The sequence below is a fragment of the Micromonospora sp. B006 genome (assembly GCF_003408515.1).
GTDB lineage: Bacteria > Actinomycetota > Actinomycetes > Mycobacteriales > Micromonosporaceae > Micromonospora > Micromonospora echinospora_A.
In genome coordinates this window covers 6,868,664-6,886,319 of the sequence record NZ_CP030865.1, presented here as the reverse complement: position 1 = coordinate 6,886,319, position 17,656 = coordinate 6,868,664, and the positions used below count along the sequence as shown (strand labels likewise).

Genomic DNA, 17,656 nt, shown 5'->3' with positions numbered 1-17,656 from the left:
GGACATTCGCGTACCCGGAAGGACCGTTTCGATGACCCTGGAACGACCGATCGCCCCGGACCCGTACGAGCTGTTGCCGACGGTGCCGTCGTTCGACCTGACGAGCGAGGACGTGCACAACGGCGAGCCGATGGACGCGCGGTACGCGCACGGCAGCACCGGCGGCGAGAACGTCTCCCCGCAGCTGTCCTGGTCGGGCTTCCCGGCCGAGACCAAGAGCTTCGTGGTCACCTGCTTCGACCCGGACGCCCCGACCGGCAGCGGCTTCTGGCACTGGGTGCTGGTGAACGTGCCCGCGTCCGTCACCGAGCTGCCCAGCGGCGTGCGGGAGGACGACCTGGGTGGCGCGTTCAGCGTCCGCAACGACTACGGCGAGACCGGCTACGGCGGCGCCGCACCGCCCGCCGGTGACCGCCCGCACCGGTACGTGTTCGCGGTGCACGCCGTGGACGTGGACCGCCTCGACATCCCAGCCGGGGCGAGCCCGGCCTTCGTCGGCTTCAACCTGGCGTTCCACACCCTGGCCCGGGCGGTCATCCGCCCGACGTACCAGATCAAGGATTGAGGTGTAAGGAAGGGCCCCTTGTTAACAGACGTCTGTTAACAAGGGGCCCTTCCTTACACGCGGGCGACCGCGAAGACGGACTGGCCGAACGGCGGGCGGACGCGCTGCTCGGCGGCCTTGGTGACCGGCAGCACGAGCGTGTCGTACACCTTCACCATCGGGCCCTCCTTCGGCATCAGCCGGAAGACCTTGGTGGCCATGAAGTAGCCGATCAGGCCGAGCGCGTTGGCGTAGTGGATCCGCTCCACGGTGAGGCCCGCCTCGGTCATGGCTGCGGCGAGCGTCTTCTTGGTGTAGCGGCGGACGTGGCCGGTGGCGATGTCGGCGGGGCTCATGGCGAACTGGAACGCCGGCACGATGATGACCACCGCGCCTCCGGGCCGGACCAGGTCGCGCATGCTGCGCAGCGCGCCCACGTGGTCGTCGATGTGCTCCAGCACGTTGTACGAGACGGCCGCGCTGTAGTCGCCGCGCTCGTGGTGCGGGAGCAGCATCTGCCGGACCTCGACGCCCGGGAGGTCGGCCAGCCGCTCCTTGAGCTGGACCAGCCGGTCCGGGTCCGCCTCGGTGGCGGTGATCCGGGGTACCTGCTCGGCCCACGCGGAGGCGTAGTCGCCCAGGCCGCTGCCGATCTCGATCGGGTTGTCACCGAGGTAGGGCACCGCCAGCTCGACGAACCACTGCCGGTGGTTGACCGCGGTCGCGAGGCCTTCGAGCACCTCGGACTGGACGCGCTGATCCCCAGTGATTTCTGCCATGCGTCGATTCCTCACGATATGACTGACCCGCGCCTGGACCGTCAGAGTCAACCATCTGGATGGCTGATGGGGAAATCGGGGGACGGAGGGGGGCCGAATTGTGATGCGGAGGGGTGCCTGATCGGCGATCGGCGAACTCGGCACATAGTACGTGAGTCTGCGGAACATTGCACCTGCCGGTCATACCCTGACTACGCTCTGAAATGTCATGACTACTCCGGAATCAGCGGCGGACCCGTCGAAAACGGGGCAGGGCAGGCGGATCGATGCGCTCGCCGTGCTCAGCTTCGTGCTGCTCGCGCTCTGGGTCACCGCCCGGTTGTGGGTGGACCCTCGCAATGGAATCCGGGATAATCGGACAGATCAGGCGCAATTCGAATGGATGATGGCGCATGGTGCGCGCATCGTCACGGACTTTGCCTATCCGTTCACCTCGGACCGGATGAATGTGCCGGATGTCGTCAATCTCATGGCTAATACGTCCGTATTATCCGTTTCATTGCCGCTGACCCCGATCACGCTCTGGGCGGGTCCGCGCTGGTCATTCCTGATTTTCCTCACTCTCGGCCTCGCCGCCACCGGCGTGTCCTGGTATTTCCTTCTCTCCCGAGTTGTCGTGCGGTCTCGCGGTCCGGCGTGGCTGGGCGCCGCCTTCTGCGCGTTCGCGCCGGCGATGATCTCGCACGCCAACTCGCACCCCAACATCGTCAGCCAGTTCGTGGTGCCGCTGATCATCTGGCGCACCCTGCGCCTGGCCGAACCCGGCCGGTGGCTGCGCAACGGCGTACTGCTCGCCCTGGTGATCGTCTGGCAGGCGTTCCTCAACCTGGAGATCCTGCTGATGACCGCCATCGGCCTCGGCGCGGTGGTGCTCGCGCTCGCGCTCGGCCGTCCCGCGCTGCGCTCGGCGGCCCGCCCGTTCGCCGCCGGACTCGCTGTGGCCGCGGTGGTCGCCGGGGCGCTGCTCGCGTACCCGCTCTGGGTCCAGTTCTTCGGCCCCGGCGCGTACAGCGGGCTCTCCACGCTGATCCGGGGCTACTCCACCGACCTCGCCGCGTACGTCGCCTGGTCGCGGGAGTCGGTGGCCGGTGACGCCCGGGGCAGTGAACCGCTTGTCAAGAACGCCACCGAGGAGAACGCGTTCTTCGGCTGGCCACTGGTGATCCTGGTGATCGCGCTGGTCTGGTGGATGCGCCGCAACGCCGTCGTGCTCGGCCTGGCCGCGGTCGGCCTCGTGTTCGCGCTCTTCTCGCTCGGCCGGGAGATCCGCTACGACGGACGCGACACCGGCATCCCCGGCCCCTGGGCCGCGCTGGAGAACCTGCCGGTCCTGCACGCGGTGGTGCCCACCCGCTGGTCGCTCGCGCTCACCCCGATCATCGGCGTGCTGCTCGCGCTCGGCGCGGAGCAGGTCCGCCGGCTCGCCGCCCGGCACCCGGACAAGCGCGGACAGATCCGGTTCGCCACCGTCACCGTGCTCGCGATGGCGCTGCTGCCGATCCTGCCGACCCCGCTGCCGGCCAAGCGCCTCGACCCGACCCCGGCGTTCGTCACCTCCGGCGCCTGGCGCCCCTACGTCGCCGACGGGCGCAGCGTGGTCACGCTGCCGCTGCCCGACACCACGTACGCGGTCCCGCTGCGCTGGTCCGCCGAGACCCGGCTGGACATGCCGCTGGCCCGCGGCTACTTCCTCTATCCGGACACCCGCCCCGGCGGGGACCGGATCGCCCTGTTCACCGCGCCGCCGCGTCCCACCAGCACGTTCTTCGAGACGGTACGGCGAAACGACGCGGTCCCGCCGATCACCCCGCAGGACCGGGTGGCCGCCGTCGACGACCTGCGTTACTGGCGAGCCGGCGCGGTGATCCTCGACCCCCGGCTGCCGCAGGCTGAAGCGCTGCGCCGGGCGATGACGGAGCTGAGCGGGATCACACCCACCCGTACCGGCGGGGTGTGGCTGTGGGACGTCCGGCCGCTGGCCGACTGAGCGGTCAGCCCTGGCGTACGCAGCAGCCCTGGCACACCTTGGGCCGGGGCAGCGTGAACGCCAGGCAGCAGGTGCGCCGCTGCACGGTCGGCTCGCCGCCCGGGCCGGGCACCAGCTCGACCAGGTCGCTCAGGTCGAGCGCGCCGAGCAGCGTGCCGACGGTCGCCACCGACGAGCCGGGCAGCGCGTCCGCCGCGCGCAGGATGCCGTGCGCGATGCCGGAGGCCACCGAGCCGAGCAGCGTACGGGTGCCGATCCGGACCTCGCCCTGGATGGCGGCGATCAGCGGGGCGAAGTGCGCGTCGAGCAGGGACGCGCGCAGCGCGCCGAGCAGCGCGGCCTCGTCCGGCACCACCCGGACGCCGGGCGCGCCGGTCAGCGCCAGCGGGTCGCCGGGCAGCACCGCCACCGGGGTGGACGCGCGCAGCCCCAGCGTGAGCAGCTGGTGGTGGTCCTCGAAGTGCACGAGCACGTCGGCCGGGTCGAGCAGCGGCACCCGCCGGGCGGACGCCCAGCCGAGCACCGCTGGTAGCGCCGTCCAGTAGCTGTAGGACTTCCACGCGAGCGCGGCACAGGCGTGCGGGGTGCCGCCCCAGCGGCGGCCGGCGCGGGTCAGGAACTCGGGAAGCAGTGTGCCGTCGATCAGCCGGGCGGCCGGGGACCAGCGGTCCAACTCATCGCGGACCAGCAGGCCGGGTGCGAGCCCGGGCAGGTCGTCGGTGCCGAACATGGCGCGCAGGGTCGCGGTCACCGGGGCGAACGGGGTGGCGGCGTCGCGCCCCGGCATCACCGCAGTCACCTGGCCGTCCCCTGTCTGGTCGCCCTGTCGGCCGGCGCGTGCCGTCGACCGAAGCTAAGGCTAGCCTAACCACTCCCGCGGCGGGAGGGGAAGTGACGTCGCGGTATCGCGGGGAGGTCCCGGTCACTCCGGCGCCGGTCGCGTACTACCCGGCCCAGGAGACGAAAAACGCCGCCGGAAACGGCGACGCACGGTGTAAGGATCGACGCGCTCCGTTGAGATGTCAAGGTGTATGTCGAATACGAGGCAGTTTCCGTACACGTTCGGCCACCCAACGTGAAAATGGGCTTCCCGCCACGAGGAAGCTGATGACGACCTCACCGATCGAGCGTGCCGCGGACTCGTTCGCGGCGGAACTTGCCCGGCACCGGACCGGCCGAGGGCTGTCCAAGAAGCAGTTGGCGACACTGATGGGCTTCGACCCGTCCTACGTCAGCCACGTCGAAGGGCGCCGGCACCGGCCCACCGAGGACTTCGCCCGCCGCGCCGAGGCCGTCCTGGAGGCCAGCGGCGCGATCTGGCAGCGCTTCCGGGAGTACGACGAGCTGCGGCACGGCCGCGCCGGCGGAGCGCACCGCGACCCGCCGGTCCCCGGGCAGTGGCTGCCGCCCGGCACCGGCCTCGTGGTCGAGCGTGAGGTGGCCACGCTCACCCACATCGGCGACGGCTACCACTGCGCGATCCGGCGGGAGCTGTACAACGCGGGCACCGAACCGGTCACCCGCTACCTGGTCCGGGTCGCCGTCGACCGCTACCCGAACGACCCGGGCCGCTCCAACCGGCACCACCGGGAACACCCGCTCACCTTCGCCGAGCTGCAACTCACCGCGTACCGGGACGACGGCAGCGGACGCGAGCCGATGCACTGGCGGGCCAAGCACGACCGGGACGCGTTCAAGGAGATCTGGCTGCTCTTCGAGAACGACGAGGGACGCTTCCCGCTCTACCCGGGCGACCGGGTCACCATCGAGTACGCGTACCGCGTCGGCCAGGACAAGTGGGGCCCCTGGTTCCAGCGGGCCGTACGCCTGCCCACCCGGCACCTGGCGGTGCGGCTCGACCTGCCCGCGGACCTCGACCCCAAGGTGCGGGGCGCGGAGACCTCGCTGTCGGCCGAGGAAGGACCGCTGCGTACGCCGATCCAGCGTGCCGTGGACGGCGACCGGGTGATCTTCGACTGGGGGACCGACGACCCGCCGCTCAACGCCCGCTACCGGATGCAGTGGCGGTTCCGCAGCCCACAGCCGGACGCCGAGCCGGACAACGCCCCCACCGGTGGCGCCCGCGTGCGGGCCAGCGACCGGATGCGTGCCGTGGGCATCGTGCAGCGCGGCGACGACCTGCTGCGGCAGCCGGCCCGCCAGTTCGACCTGCCGGCCGAGGAGCCGCACGCCCGGCAGGTCATCGACCGGCTCGCCGCGATGCTGGCCCGGCTGGACGAGCTGCACCCGTTCAGCAAGGGCGTCGGCCTCGCCGCGCCCCAGCTCGGCATCGGCTGGGCCGCCGCGCTGGTCCGGCCCGCCGACCGCGCGGCCGAACCGGTGGTGCTGCTCAACCCGCGCGTCGTGGACACCGCCGCCGAGACCGACGAGCAGTACGAGGGGTGCCTCTCCTTCTTCGACCACCGCGGCCTGGTGCCCCGGCCGCTGCGGATCGACGTGGAGCACGCGCTCTGGGACGGCAGCCGGGTGATCACCTCGTTCGAGTACGCGATGGCGCGGCTGGTCGCGCACGAGATCGACCACCTGGAAGGGCGGCTCTACGTCGACCGGATGGCGCCCGGCGTGCCGCTCGTGCCGGTGGAGGAGTACCGCGAGACCGGCACCCCCTGGCGCTACTGAAACGGGGGGCCGGGTCGCGTGCCCCAGGGGGCAGGGGCACGCGACCCGGCTCGGGGGGAGCAAGGTTCAGAGGTTGCCGAACGTGTCGTACCGGATGTGATCGGGCGGGACGTCGTCGGCGGCGAGCGCCCGCAGGGTGGCCCGGACCATCGCGGCCGAGCCGGAGACGTAACAGTCGTGTGTGGTCCACGGCCCGTACCGGGTGACCACCTCGGACACGTCACCGAGTTCGCCGCCGAAGTCCGGGTCCTCGCTGCACGACGGCGTCACCGACAACCACGGGTGGGCAGCGACGAGGTCCTCCAGACCGGGCAGCCCGTACAGCTCGTCGGGGCGGCGCGCGCCGTAGAAGACGTGCACCCAGCGCGTGCGGTTGACCCGGGTCAGCTCCTCCACCAGCGCCTTGATCGGCGCCAGCCCGACCCCGCCGGCCACGCAGAGGACGTCCCGGGTGGACTCCGGGTCCAGCGTCATCGAGCCCATCGGCGCGGCCACCCGCAGCAGGTCACCCGGCTTGGTGCGGCGGACCAGCGCGCCGGACACCCAGCCGGCCGCGCCGGGCGGCGTACGCACGTGGAACTCCAGCACGTTCTCCTCGTTCGGCGCGTTCGCCACCGAGTACGTCCGCCACACCCGTGGGTGGTAGCGGGGCACCTCCACGCTGACGTATTGCCCCGCCTGCCAGGGCAGCGGGTGCTGGAGCGCGCGTACGGTCAGCACTGCCGTGTCCGGGCCGTGCCGCTCGTGGGTGAGCACCTCGGCGTGCCAGTACGGCGGGTTGCCGTCGGCCTCCGCGCCGGCCAGCATCCGCGCGCTGATGCTCGCGTACGCCTCCCGCCACGCCTGGTCGTACTCCAGGTTCCAGCCGTCCCCGGCGGTGCTGCGCAGCGCGTCGAGCAGCGCGACGCCCATGGTCGCGTAGTGCTCGGCCGACACGTGGTACTTGCGGTGGTCGCGGCCCAGCGCCCGCAGGTACTCGTCGAAGCTCTCCGGGTCGCCCACGGTCTGGGTCGCGGTGACGATCGCCTCCAGGATCCGGTCGCCCTGCCCGTTCATCTGCACCGGGAAGAGCTTGCGCAGCTCCGGGTCGAGGAGGAACAGCCGGGCGTAGAAGTGACCGCTGAGCCGCTCCCGGTCCTCCTCGACCAGGGCCCAGCTCTCCTTCAGCAGCCGCGCGAAGTTCTCCACAGGGGCACGCTCCTTCTCCGTACGGGCGGATCGGCAGCAATAGAATCTCCACGGAGCGTGTGTGCCGATCGCACAGACTGTGCGATCGCCAGGTCGGGACGCCGAAGTGATTTCATGGTCCGGTGACGGTTGACGAGCTGGCCCGCCCGGTCTCCCGCCGGATGCTGGGCACCGAGACGCTGCTCGTGCTCGGTCTGTCCCTCGGCCAGTCGGCCGTGTACGCGCTGGTGTCGCTGATCGCGAAGCTCACCGCGACCGGTGGGCTGTCCAAGCAGACCGCCGCGCTGAACACCTCCGCGTCGGCCCGGCCCTACCTCGACCTGACGTACCAGCTGCTCGGGATCGTCTTCGCGCTGCTGCCGGTGCTGCTCGCCGTACACCTGCTGGCGCGCGACCCCGGCGACCCGGCACGGACGCTCGGCGTGGACTTCCGGCGGCCCGGCTCGGACCTGGCCCGGGGCGCGGGCCTGACCGCGCTCATCGGCCTGCCCGGGCTGGCGCTGTTCTGGGCGGCGGCGCAGCTCGGCCTCAACGCCACGCTGGTCCCGGCCGCGCTGCCCGACCTCTGGTGGACGGTGCCGGTGCTGATCCTCGCCGCCGTGCAGAACGCCGTGCTGGAGGAGGTGATCGTGGTCGGCTACCTGATCACCCGGCTGCGGCAGCTCAACTGGCGGATCGGCGCGGTGCTGGCCACGAGCGCCCTGCTGCGCGGCTCCTACCACCTCTACCAGGGCTTCGGCGCGTTCGTCGGCAACGCCGTGATGGGCGTGATCTTCGGGCTGTTCTACCTGCGCACCCGCCGGGTCGCCCCGCTGATCGTCGCGCACACGCTGCTCGACATCTTCGCGTTCGTCGGGTACGCGCTGCTGCCCAAGTCCTGGTTCGACTGGCTCTGACCCCGGCTGCCGGCCTGCCCGGCCTGGTGGTTCCGTGGGCCCGGCAGGTCGTCGGCCCGCGCCGGTTCGGCGAGGTGGCGGTATCGCGGCCCGACGGACCCCGCCACCTCGCCGAACACGCGTTGATCAGGTGCGGCCGGGCCGGTACCGGGCGACCGCCCGCGCGGCCACCCGCTCGGCCGTCGCCGTACCGCCGATCGCCGCCGCCAGCGCCGCCGCACCCGGCAGGCGCCGGGCGGCCAGCCGCAGCCCGAGCCACCCGCCCGCCTGCGCCGCCACCGGCGTCGCCAGCCGCCACGCCGCCTGCGCCGCCCGCCCCCACGGCCCGTCCGCCGGCACGTCGGCCGCGAGAGCCGCCGCCAGCGCCGCCCGCGCGGTGCCGTCGTCCGGGTGCACCAACGTCAGCACCAGAAGCTCGGCCGCCCGATCGGGATGCGCCGGATCCCGCCCGTACGCGGCGGCCAGGTGCAGCACCAGGTTCGCCTGCGTCCACAGCACTGCCGCCAGCTCCGCGACCGGCGCGAACATCCCGGCGCCAGCCGCCAGCGCCCCACCCGTACCGGCCATCCGGACGAACCGCCGCGTCGCCAGCCGGGCCACCCCGTCGGCGTCCGCCTCCGGGTAGGCCCGCCGGACCTGCGCCACCCAGTCCCGGGCGCGCGGCCCGAGCGCGTCCACCGCCGCCAGGGCCAGCAGCTCCGGCGCGAACCCGGGGTGGTCGCGCAGCTGCGGCCCCACCGCCCGCCAGCCCTTTTCCTGGGTACGCGCAGCGTGCTCGACGGTGGCCGGCAGGTTCTCGGTGTTGTCGTGCGGCTGCGCTTCTTCCGGCGGGTCCAGGACGGGCGGTTCGGTCTTCCGGCTCTCGTCGGCTGCGGTTCGGTCGACGGCCGGGGCTTGATCGCCGGCTACGGCTGCGGGGTTGGCGGGGTCACCCGCTGACGCGGGTGTCTCCGGTGTCGGAGTGGCTGTGGTGGACGAGTCACGCCTGGCCGTTTCGGCCGTCGCGGCCACGCCGGTAGCCGTTGGGGCAGAGGTGGCCGCCGGGGCCAGGGTGGCCGGCGTGACCTGGGTGGCTTCCGCGGCCGCCGTGGCCGGAGTGGTCGCCGTCGTCGTGATGGGGGTGGCGGCCGTGGCTGCCGGGTCCAGGGTAGTCCGGGTGACGGCGGTGGCGTCCGTGGCCGCCGTCGAGGCCTCCGTGGCCGTGGGGGTATTGGCGCTCTTGGTGGTCCGGGTTCTTCTCGCCGGCGCAGGGCCCGGCGTCTCCACGGTGACCGCGTCGGTCCCGCCGGGTTCCTGCCCGGCCGCGGCCGCTGCCGGCTCGGCCGGTGTCTCGGGCGCCGCCTGCTTCGGGAGGGTCGCCTTCCGGGCGGCCTTCTTGACCGCGGGAGTGGCCTTCTTCGGGACGGCCTTCTTCGCGGCGGGCGCACGGCGGGTCCGCTTCGGCGCCTCGTCCTCGCTCGGCGGTTCGGTGGGCACCGACTCCTCGGCCGGACGGCGTGATCGTACGGCCGGCTTGGCGGGAGGCGTACTCGCTTCGGCCTCGGCGGGCACGGCGTCGGGCTGCGCGGCGGCAGGCGTACCCGGATCGTTTGTCGGAGCCTCGGCGGGCGGGCGTGGTCGCGGTGCCGGCGCTGCGGCGTCGGCCGCCGTCGGCGGCTGGAAGACGACAGTCGGCGCGGCCCGGCGGGGGCGCCGGGGCGGTGGTGTGTCGCTCGTCGCGCTCCCGGCGGGAGGCTCCGGCGTGGGTGGCGGACTGAACGTGGGTCGGGGGGAGCGGGTCCGCCGGGCCTTCGCGGCAGGCTCGCGACGGGGCGGATCGCTCGGCGGCTGCTCCTGCATATCGATGGAGCGTAGCCGTGGACGTGATCTGGCACACGACGGAAACGCGGTCGCGTGGGCCGGTCCCGGCATCCGCTTTGCCCCGGGCGGGTGCGGGCCTGTATCCTCGGGCGCGGTGACCTCAGGGTCACCAGGGAGACTTCGCCTAGTCTGGTCTATGGCGCCGCACTGCTAATGCGGTTGGGGTCTTAAAGCCCCTCCCGGGTTCGAATCCCGGAGTCTCCGCGCGAAAGCCGGTTGTGTAGACTGGCCGAGCACAAGCGCCCGTAGCTCAACGGATAGAGCATCTGACTACGGATCAGAAGGTTAGGGGTTCGAGTCCCTTCGGGCGCACAGACAGCCCCCTGGCAGGCCCCACGGCCGCTAGGGGGCTTCTTTCTGTCCAGCCATGCCGGTGACGCCTACGAGCGTGACCTCGCACCGCCCAGAACTTCCCCCTGTCAGAGCTGCACGCGTCGTCCCTCGGCGGACGATCGGATGATCGCGTCCAGGAGCCGGTGACGTGTGACGGCGTGGGCGAAGTTCGGGGCGGTCGTGGTGCCGTTGATGAGATCGTTCCGGATCGCCGCGTACGTGTGCGCCAGGTTGTGGATCGGTGTTCCGGCCAGGTGGGGGTAGTCGTCGTGGCCATCGGGCAGTGTCAACGGCGACAGTGGGGCGCGGCCTCGTGCGCCGCGCACCGTAACGGGCCCGAGGTGTGGATATCCGCTCGCGGAGGTGATTTCGAGAGTTCCCTCGGTACCGTCGATGAGCAGGGAGAACCAGGGTCCGGACAGAGTCGCTCCACGGTGATGGACGGAGAGGATCGCTCCGTCGGGTAGCCGGCCGGAGATGGCGATCTGGTCCTCGGCGGTCATCGGGACCGTCTGTCCGGTGCGGCCGAGCGCAACGGTCGGGCGCCGGGTCGCCGTCGAGGCGACCACGTCCTGCAGTTCGCCGACGACCATCGACACCGTGTCGATGGCATTTCCGAACGCAATGGTGAGCATCGTGGCGCCGAGCGTGCGATCGAGGGTGTATCGCATGCGCTCCGAGACCGGGTTGCCCCACTCGACCGATGAGGCCAGCACCGTCGCGGACAGCACGTTCCCGACGTATCCGTCGGCGACGAGGCCGGCCAGCCAGCGGAAGGTGGGCGAGGAGCGCCCATGAAGCGCGATGAAGGTACGCGTGTCGCGGGCGGCGCCTTCCATCTCCTCGGCTTCGGCCAGGTCGATGGCGAAGGGCCATTCGCTGAGGACCGGCACTCCCGCCCGCAGCGCGGGCAACACCAGCTCGCGGTGGTGGGGCACCTTGACCGCGACGACCACAAGGTCGACGTTCTCGTCCTTCACGAGTTGGTCGACCGAGGCGTAGCCGGGAACCCCGAACGCGGCGCCGGCAGCAGCGGCCGACGCGGGGGAACTCGTCGCCAGGGCGGTGAGTTCCATGCCGTCGACTGCCGACAACGCGGGCAGGTGGGCCCCGGCCGCCCATCCGCCCGACGTGCTGAGCCCGACGATCCCGACGCCGAGCGGGCGTCTCCCGGCTTTTCCCATCACGTTTCGTCGCCCTTTCGCGTGCTTGCGCCGTGCGGGGTGGTCACGTCGGCCAGGCGAGCAGTGCCGTGTCGACGATCTCGTCGAGCGTGTCGGGCCCGAGGCCGTTCGCGGCCTGGACGGCGATGCCGAATCCCGTCGTCATGACGTATCGGGCGAGGCGTCCCGGGTCGGCGTGGCGCGGGAGGTCGCCCTCCTCGACGGCGCGCCGGAAGCGCGCCTCGAGCTGCTCGCCGGCGTCAACGCGCCAGCTGACCAGTACGTCGTGCGCGGGGCGGCTCTGTTCGCTCAGCGCCAGCGCACCCTGCACGGACAGGCATCCCGTGGGGCGGCCGGGCGACGTCGTCGTGCGGACGGCTCCCCGCAGGAATGTCTCGGCCACCGCGCGGGCGGTGGGCTCCCGCAGGGCGCGGGTCACGTAGGAGGCCGGCCCTTCGGCGTAGCGCTGTACGGCCTTGCGGAAGAGCTGCTCCTTGTTGCCGAAGGCGGCGTACATGCTCGACTTGGTGATCCCCATCGCGCTGGTCAGGTCCGTGAGGCTGGTGCCGTCGTACCCCCGCGCCCAGAACACCTGCATGGCCCGCTCCAAGGCCTCGTCGATGTCGAACTCCCGGGGGCGGCCGAATGCGGTGCTCTGGGATCCACTCATCTCGGCATCCTCCTCGAATCGGGGTCGGCAGGGTCGGCGGACCGCCATCGCCAGCTGTTTCTCTCCTCACAGCCGACTTTACTCCCGATCGGTCCAGATGTGCTAGCGTTCTGTACCGACCGGAACTTAAAGCGGTCGGGCCCACTACAGGAAGAGGAACACCACGATGAGAACCATCTCGCTCGGCGGACTGGAGACCTCCCGCATCGGTCTGGGTGCCATGGGCATGTCGGCCTTCTACACCGGCGCCGGCCAGCGCGACGACCAGTCCATCCGCACCATCCAGCGGGCCCTGGACCTCGGCGTCACGCACATCGACACCGCCGAGGCGTACGGCCCTTACGTCAACGAGGAACTGGTCGGCCGCGCCATCAAGGGACGCCGGGACGAGGTGGTGCTCGCGACCAAGTTCGGTCACCTCTCGCACACCGGCCGCCCGGGCAATGACAGCACCCCGGCCAACGTCCGGCTCGCAGTGGAGGGATCGCTGCGCCGCCTCGGCACCGACCACCTCGACCTCTGTTACCAGCACCGGGGCGATGGGGTCACGCCGATCGAGGAGACCGTCGCCGCGCTGGCGGAGCTGGTGGCCGAGGGCAAGATCCGTCACATCGGACTGTCGGAGGCCGGCCCCGCGACGATCCGGCGGGCGCATGCCGTTCACCCGATCGCCGCGGTGCAGTCCGAGTACTCGCTGTGGGTCCGCGACCCCGAGGCCGAGGTGCTGCCGGTCCTGCGCGAGCTGGGCGTGGGTTTCGTCCCGTACGCCCCGCTGGGCCGCGGGTTCCTCACCGGCGGCATCCGCACCCTGGACGACCTCGACGCCGACGACTGGCGTCGTACCAACCCCCGCTTCGCCGGCGGCAACCTCGAACGCAACATGCGCATCGTCGACGAGGTCCGCGCCGTCGCCGCCGAGGCCGAGGCCACGCCCGCGCAGGTCGCCCTCGCCTGGCTGCTCGCCCAGGGCGACGACATCGCCCCCATCCCGGGCACCACACGCATCGACCGGCTCGAGGAAAACGCCGCCGCCGACCGCATCACCCTCACCGACAACCAGATCACCCGACTGCAGAACCTGACACCGGCCAGCGGTGACCGCTACGACCAGGCCAACATGGCCGCCCTCAACCACTGAGCCGGTCGCCACTCCCAGTCGTCCCCAAGAGGCGGCGCACAGCCTTGAAGGGCATCACATGACCACCCGTCACATGGCATCGAACGATGCCTCGACCGCCGGCGGCCTGGCGTCCTGGGCCGGCGTCGGCTCTATCAGTCTCGGCATCTTCGCGTTCATCATCGCCGAATTCCTGCCCGCAAGCCTGCTTCCGGATATCGCCGATGGCCTGAACGTGTCCACCGGCGCGGCCGGGCAGGCCGTCAGTGCGACCGCCTTCGCCGCCGTAGCCTCGGCCCTGTTTCTCTCGGTGGTGCTCCCGCGGGCCGACCGACGGTGGGTGATGATGGGCCTCACCCTGCTCGCAGTGGTGTCGAACCTCCTCGTTGCGATGGCGCCCAGCCTGGCGACCGTCATGCTCGCTCGTCTACTGCTCGGGGCGGCACTCGGCGGCTTCTGGGCCATGGCGACCGCGGTCGCCGCACAGTTGGTGCACGAGAGCCACCTGGGCCGCGCGCTGACAGTCATCAGCTCCGGAGTGGCCCTCGGCACGGTCGTCGCCGTTCCCCTTGGCGCCTGGCTCGGCGAACTCTGGGGCTGGCGTGGCACCTTCATCCTGGGGGCCGGCATTGCCGGGATCGCGCTCGCGGCCCAGGCCATAACACTGCCGCACGTGACGCCACCGGCCACGGGCGGCCTCCGAGCACTCGGAGGAGTCCTGTGTTCCGGCACGGTTGTTGCAGGACTTTTCGGCATAGTCCTCATCTTCAGTGGGCATTTCGGCGGCTTCACGTTCATCCGACCTGCCGTCGACGCCGTCGCGGGACTGGACCCCGGCTCGTTCGCCGGGCTGCTGATCGTCTTCGGCGTCACCAACTTCCTTGGCACGCTGCTGGCCGGGCCGCTCGCAGACCGGTCACTGCGCGCAGGACTGTTCCTCTTTCCTGCCACGCTCGCAGCCGGAATGTTCGTCATGTACACCATGCGCGGACACGGCCTCGTGCTCGCGGTCGCGCTGTGGGGCTTCGGATTCGGCGGTGTCCCGACGACGGTGCTCACCTGGGGAGCGCACACCGAGCCGGCCCGGATCGAGCAGGTCAGCGGCGTCATCGTGTCCGTATGTAATCTCGCCATCGCCACCGGGGCGGCCGCCGGCGGAGTTCTCGTGGACCGGCAGTCGGCCACCGCCCCCTTGATCGCGGGCGCCACCGCAGTCATTGCCGGCGGCCTCCTGCTCACCTCGCTGAGCCGCACGAGCCAATAGCCAGTCCTGGCCCCCATCTCGCCACGACGACCGCACCTCGTCCGCCGGTAGACCCGGACGCAACGAGGAAGTGACCGATTCATCTGTCAGGTGCGCCCGTGCACCCGAGAACCGTCCATTGCACACGATTCCGCCGTGCAACCGGATCGACAGCGATTCGGCGCAAGGCCGATCACGCTTCAGGAGAGAACCATGAGAAAAAGAATGACGGTCCTGATCAGGACTGCCGTCGCCGCCATCGCTGGAATCGCCATTCTGACCGGGCCCGGACTGGTCTCCACGAACGCCGACGTGGACCTGCGGCCGGAGTCGGCTGTCGCGCAAGGCGCCAGCGCCCGGCTGCCCTACCGGCTGCCGGACGGCTTCCGGTCGGAGTACGCGCAGGTGAACGACTTCCGGATGCACTACCTCCGCGGCGGCAGCGGCTCGCCGGTGGTGCTGCTGCACGGCTTCCCGCAAACCTCCGCCGAGTGGGAGCCGCAGCTCGAGGCACTCGCCAAGGACCACACCGTGATCGCGGTCGACCTGCGCGGGACCGGCGACTCCTCCGTCCCGCAGCAGGGCTACGACACGGCCCAGTTGGCCGACGACGTGCACGAGCTGCTCACCCGGCTCAACCTCAACAAGGGCGTCCAGATCGTCGCCCACGACATCGGCGCATGGATCGCCTACCCGTACGCCGCAATGTGGCCCAACGAGGTCAGTCGAATGGTGGTGATGGAAGGGCCCATCCCCGACCGGTCCCTCTACACATTCCCGGCCTTCCCGGCGGAGGGGGGCCTGTCGACGTGGCACCTCGGGTTCTTCCAGAAGGACTTCGCTCAGGACCTGGTCCGTGGACACGAGCGCGACCTGATCAAGGGGTTCGTCGAGCAGTACCTGGCAGTGGACGGGGCTTTTGACGACCGCGACTACGAGTTCTACGCCCGGTACCTCCGCGAGCCCGGCCGGTTCAAGGCGTGGATGAACATGTACCAAGCCCTCCACACGGACATCGCCCAGAACGAGAAGTTCCGCGAGGCGGGGCTGCTCCAGATGCCCATCCTGGCCGTCGGAGGCGAAGAAGCCCTCAGCAGCGCCGTGGGTACTCAGTGGCAGGGCTATGCCGCCAATGTCGAGACTCAGGTCATGACTGACACCGGTCACTGGCTCACCGAGGAACGACCGCAGGAGCTCACCACGATGCTCCTCAAGTTCCTGCGCTGACGCCGGGGAACACTGACGCCATCCCCTGACCGCCAGGGCGTGCGGGCCTCGAACCCGCACGCCCTGGTGCTTCCGGAAAACTTCCGGAAAATCATTGACCTGTTCGAAACGCCGCTGCAATACTCCGAGCACTGCGACATCAGTGTGTGTCGATTGAAGCCACGCGTCGTCGGGTTTAACCCGTCCCAAGGAGGACCTGCGCATGTACGCCAGCATCCGCCGCTCCCGCCGCTCCCGAACATCGCGTCTCACCGTCCGGTTGGCAGTGCTCGCCTCCACTGTGGCGCTGACCGCCGCCGGTCTCGCGGTCGCCGCCGCTCCGTCCAGCGCCGCCACCTGCAACGGGTACGTCGGCCTCACCTTCGACGACGGGCCGACCGGCAGCACCAGCGCTCTGTTGTCCGTGCTGCGCGCGAACGGCGTACGGGCGACCATGTTCAACGTCGGCCAGAACGTGCAGAACAACCAGTCCGCCGCGCGGGCCCAGGTCGACGCGGGCATGTGGGTGGCCAACCACAGTTGGAACCACGCGCACATGACCTCGATGAACCAGAGCCAGATGCAGTCGGACCTCTCCCAGACCAACTCGGCGATCCAGGCGGCGACCGGCGTCCGGCCGCAGTTGTTCCGCCCGCCCTACGGGGAGACGAACTCGACCCTCCAGTCGGTCGCCTCGTCGCTCGGCCTGCGCCAGGTGATCTGGGACGTCGACTCCCAGGACTGGAACGGCGCCAGCGTCAGCCAGATCGTCTCCAACGCCAGCCGCCTTCAGGACGGCCAGGTGATCCTGATGCACGACGGCATTCAGAACACCCGCGACGCGATTCCGCAGATCATGGCCAACCTGAGCAGCCGTAACCTCTGTCCGGGCATGATTTCACCGAGCACCGGCCGGGCGGTGGCCCCGGACGGCACCCCGCCGCCGACGACTCCGCCGCCGACCGGCACGCCGACCACTCCGCCGCCGACCACTCCGCCTCCCAGCGGCGGGTGCACGGCGACGGCGACCACCCCCAACGTCTGGGGTGACCGGTACAACACCTCGGTGACGGTTCAGGGGGCCAGCAACTGGACCGTGGTCGTGGCTCTGACCCCGCCGCAGCGGGTCTCCACCACCTGGAACGGCTCCCCCAGTTGGGACAGCACCGGTTACGTGATGACGATGCGGTCCAACGGCAGCGGCAACACCTTCGGCTTCACCACGATGATGAACGGCAACAGCAGCGCCAGACCTCAGATCCGTTCCTGCACCACGGGCTGATCCCGGTGGCCCGCCCAGGCCACCGCAACGGCTCGGGTGGGTGTGGTCGACCAGGTGCCCCTACGGTCCAGCTGACCCTGGAGCGTAGGGGCACCCCCGGCAGAAGGCTGATCTCGATCGCCGGCTGGGCCCACTGCGTGCTCTGGCCGTGACTGTGGTCCGTGGTGCGGAGCTTGACCCGTACCCGAGGGTGCGGATTCAGGGTCGCGTCATGCGGGTGGTTGAGCTGGCGCGTCGAGCCGCCAGCCTGCCCGAGGGCGTCACCCGACGCATCGCCGCGGGATAGGGCGGGGATAGCGCCGGGCCCGAGACTTGACACAGGCCGGTACGCCGGCCGTCCAACAGGGTCCGACCACGAGGAGAACGCATGTCGTACGACACGAACTCGGCCGCCGTGCCGGGAACGTCCGCCAGCGAGAACTTCATCGACCTCGACGACCTGGACTTCGCCGCTCTTGAGGTCGAGGCGACCGAGGATGTCGCGGGCGGGTTCCGGCCGACCGACCTGTGCACGATCACCGGAAGGTGCGCCACCGCCGGCTGCAACGGTCAGCAGTACTGATCCGTCCGACACCCGGCTGAGGGCGGTACGGGGCACTGCCGAATTGTCGGCCCCGTACCGCCCGGCGTGTGCGCGTGGCCGGGTCGACGCCGGATAGCGGACGAGGAGAAGCCGGATAGCGGGTCGGACCAGACTCGTTCCGCAGACGAGGAGCCCGCTCCGGCGCGGGAAGCATCCACCATGTCT

15 protein-coding genes and 2 tRNA genes are annotated in these 17,656 nt (G+C 70.9%); 11 read left to right on the top strand and 6 right to left on the bottom strand.

From position 1 onward, the window contains the following. The first annotated feature begins 31 nt into the window (after positions 1–31). Positions 32–565, top strand: a complete 534-nt coding sequence (locus tag MicB006_RS30850) for a YbhB/YbcL family Raf kinase inhibitor-like protein (RefSeq protein WP_116510839.1) — start codon at positions 32–34, stop codon at positions 563–565. Positions 566–618: 53 nt separating this feature from the next. On the opposite strand, the gene MicB006_RS30845 is transcribed toward MicB006_RS30850, so the two are convergent. Next, complete coding sequence (locus tag MicB006_RS30845; protein ID WP_116510837.1) at positions 619–1,323, bottom strand: bifunctional 2-polyprenyl-6-hydroxyphenol methylase/3-demethylubiquinol 3-O-methyltransferase UbiG; 705 nt, start codon at positions 1,321–1,323, stop codon at positions 619–621. A 208-nt stretch (positions 1,324–1,531) separates the two neighbouring features. Between MicB006_RS30845 and MicB006_RS30840 the strand changes: the two genes are divergently transcribed. Next, positions 1,532–3,310: a hypothetical protein gene (locus tag MicB006_RS30840; RefSeq protein WP_116510835.1), complete on the top strand. Its 1,779-nt coding sequence runs from the start codon at positions 1,532–1,534 to the stop codon at positions 3,308–3,310. Positions 3,311–3,314: 4 nt separating this feature from the next. Here the strand turns inward: MicB006_RS30840 and MicB006_RS30835 are convergent, their stop codons facing one another. After that, positions 3,315–4,097 carry a hypothetical protein gene (locus MicB006_RS30835; RefSeq protein WP_116512000.1) on the bottom strand — a complete coding sequence of 261 codons (783 nt, stop codon included), beginning with the start codon at positions 4,095–4,097 and terminating at the stop codon, positions 3,315–3,317. 320 nt (positions 4,098–4,417) lie between these two features. Here MicB006_RS30835 and MicB006_RS30830 point away from each other — a divergent pair, with 320 nt between their 5' ends. Continuing rightward, positions 4,418–5,950: a peptide deformylase gene (locus MicB006_RS30830; protein WP_116510833.1), complete on the top strand. Its 1,533-nt coding sequence runs from the start codon at positions 4,418–4,420 to the stop codon at positions 5,948–5,950. Positions 5,951–6,016: 66 nt separating this feature from the next. Here the strand turns inward: MicB006_RS30830 and MicB006_RS30825 are convergent, their stop codons facing one another. Beyond that, entirely contained in the window at positions 6,017–7,138 is a 1,122-nt protein-coding gene (locus MicB006_RS30825) for a globin domain-containing protein (RefSeq protein WP_116510832.1), read from the bottom strand. A 122-nt stretch (positions 7,139–7,260) separates the two neighbouring features. On the opposite strand from MicB006_RS30825, the gene MicB006_RS30820 reads away from it, so the two are divergent. Then, positions 7,261–8,034 carry a CPBP family intramembrane glutamic endopeptidase gene (locus MicB006_RS30820; protein WP_116510830.1) on the top strand — a complete coding sequence of 258 codons (774 nt, stop codon included), beginning with the start codon at positions 7,261–7,263 and terminating at the stop codon, positions 8,032–8,034. A 126-nt stretch (positions 8,035–8,160) separates the two neighbouring features. Here MicB006_RS30820 and MicB006_RS30815 read toward each other — a convergent pair whose 3' ends face one another. Continuing rightward, complete coding sequence (locus MicB006_RS30815) at positions 8,161–9,510, bottom strand: hypothetical protein (protein ID WP_225980581.1); 1,350 nt, start codon at positions 9,508–9,510, stop codon at positions 8,161–8,163. A gap of 497 nt (positions 9,511–10,007) precedes the next feature. Between MicB006_RS30815 and MicB006_RS30810 the strand changes: the two genes are divergently transcribed. Beyond that, positions 10,008–10,098 (top strand) — tRNA-Ser (locus tag MicB006_RS30810). Between the two features lie 35 nt (positions 10,099–10,133). Further along, positions 10,134–10,206 (top strand) — tRNA-Arg (locus MicB006_RS30805). A 107-nt stretch (positions 10,207–10,313) separates the two neighbouring features. Here MicB006_RS30805 and MicB006_RS30800 read toward each other — a convergent pair. Together MicB006_RS30800 and MicB006_RS30795 are read right to left on the bottom strand one after the other, a co-directional pair. Further along, positions 10,314–11,411: a Gfo/Idh/MocA family protein gene (locus MicB006_RS30800; protein WP_116510828.1), complete on the bottom strand. Its 1,098-nt coding sequence runs from the start codon at positions 11,409–11,411 to the stop codon at positions 10,314–10,316. A 43-nt stretch (positions 11,412–11,454) separates the two neighbouring features. Next, a complete protein-coding gene (locus MicB006_RS30795) occupies positions 11,455–12,060 on the bottom strand; it encodes a TetR/AcrR family transcriptional regulator (RefSeq protein WP_116510826.1) in 606 nt (201 codons plus the stop codon). A gap of 166 nt (positions 12,061–12,226) precedes the next feature. Between MicB006_RS30795 and MicB006_RS30790 the strand changes: the two genes are divergently transcribed. The 5 genes from MicB006_RS30790 to MicB006_RS30770 all read left to right on the top strand — a co-directional run bounded on the left by MicB006_RS30790 (position 12,227) and on the right by MicB006_RS30770 (position 17,470). Next, the gene (locus MicB006_RS30790; protein ID WP_116510824.1) at positions 12,227–13,198 is read left to right on the top strand and encodes an aldo/keto reductase; all 972 of its coding nucleotides are present in this window, start codon (positions 12,227–12,229) and stop codon (positions 13,196–13,198) included. 58 nt (positions 13,199–13,256) lie between these two features. Further along, positions 13,257–14,441: an MFS transporter gene (locus tag MicB006_RS30785; RefSeq protein WP_116510822.1), complete on the top strand. Its 1,185-nt coding sequence runs from the start codon at positions 13,257–13,259 to the stop codon at positions 14,439–14,441. A 135-nt stretch (positions 14,442–14,576) separates the two neighbouring features. After that, on the top strand, positions 14,577–15,647 hold the full coding sequence (locus MicB006_RS30780) for an alpha/beta fold hydrolase (protein WP_225980580.1): 1,071 nt from the start codon (positions 14,577–14,579) through the stop codon (positions 15,645–15,647). A 202-nt stretch (positions 15,648–15,849) separates the two neighbouring features. Further along, positions 15,850–16,908: a polysaccharide deacetylase family protein gene (locus MicB006_RS30775; RefSeq protein WP_116510818.1), complete on the top strand. Its 1,059-nt coding sequence runs from the start codon at positions 15,850–15,852 to the stop codon at positions 16,906–16,908. Between the two features lie 367 nt (positions 16,909–17,275). Then, positions 17,276–17,470, top strand: a complete 195-nt coding sequence (locus MicB006_RS30770) for a hypothetical protein (RefSeq protein ID WP_073831709.1) — start codon at positions 17,276–17,278, stop codon at positions 17,468–17,470. Positions 17,471–17,656: the final 186 nt, after the last annotated feature.

Bases quoted from the DNA above. Each gene is read 5' to 3' on its own strand.
- MicB006_RS30830 (WP_116510833.1), top strand. From the start codon at position 4,418: ATGACGACCTCACCGATCGAGCGTGCCGCGGACTCGTTCGCGGCGGAA.
- MicB006_RS30775 (WP_116510818.1), top strand. From the start codon at position 15,850: ATGTACGCCAGCATCCGCCGCTCCCGCCGCTCCCGAACATCGCGTCTC.
- MicB006_RS30800 (WP_116510828.1), bottom strand. From the start codon at position 11,411: ATGGGAAAAGCCGGGAGACGCCCGCTCGGCGTCGGGATCGTCGGGCTC.
- MicB006_RS30790 (WP_116510824.1), top strand. From the start codon at position 12,227: ATGAGAACCATCTCGCTCGGCGGACTGGAGACCTCCCGCATCGGTCTG.
- MicB006_RS30770 (WP_073831709.1), top strand. From the start codon at position 17,276: ATGTCGTACGACACGAACTCGGCCGCCGTGCCGGGAACGTCCGCCAGC.
- MicB006_RS30845 (WP_116510837.1), bottom strand. From the start codon at position 1,323: ATGGCAGAAATCACTGGGGATCAGCGCGTCCAGTCCGAGGTGCTCGAA.
- MicB006_RS30840 (WP_116510835.1), top strand. From the start codon at position 1,532: ATGACTACTCCGGAATCAGCGGCGGACCCGTCGAAAACGGGGCAGGGC.
- MicB006_RS30850 (WP_116510839.1), top strand. From the start codon at position 32: ATGACCCTGGAACGACCGATCGCCCCGGACCCGTACGAGCTGTTGCCG.
- MicB006_RS30795 (WP_116510826.1), bottom strand. From the start codon at position 12,060: ATGAGTGGATCCCAGAGCACCGCATTCGGCCGCCCCCGGGAGTTCGAC.
- MicB006_RS30785 (WP_116510822.1), top strand. From the start codon at position 13,257: ATGACCACCCGTCACATGGCATCGAACGATGCCTCGACCGCCGGCGGC.
- MicB006_RS30835 (WP_116512000.1), bottom strand. From the start codon at position 4,097: ATGCCGGGGCGCGACGCCGCCACCCCGTTCGCCCCGGTGACCGCGACC.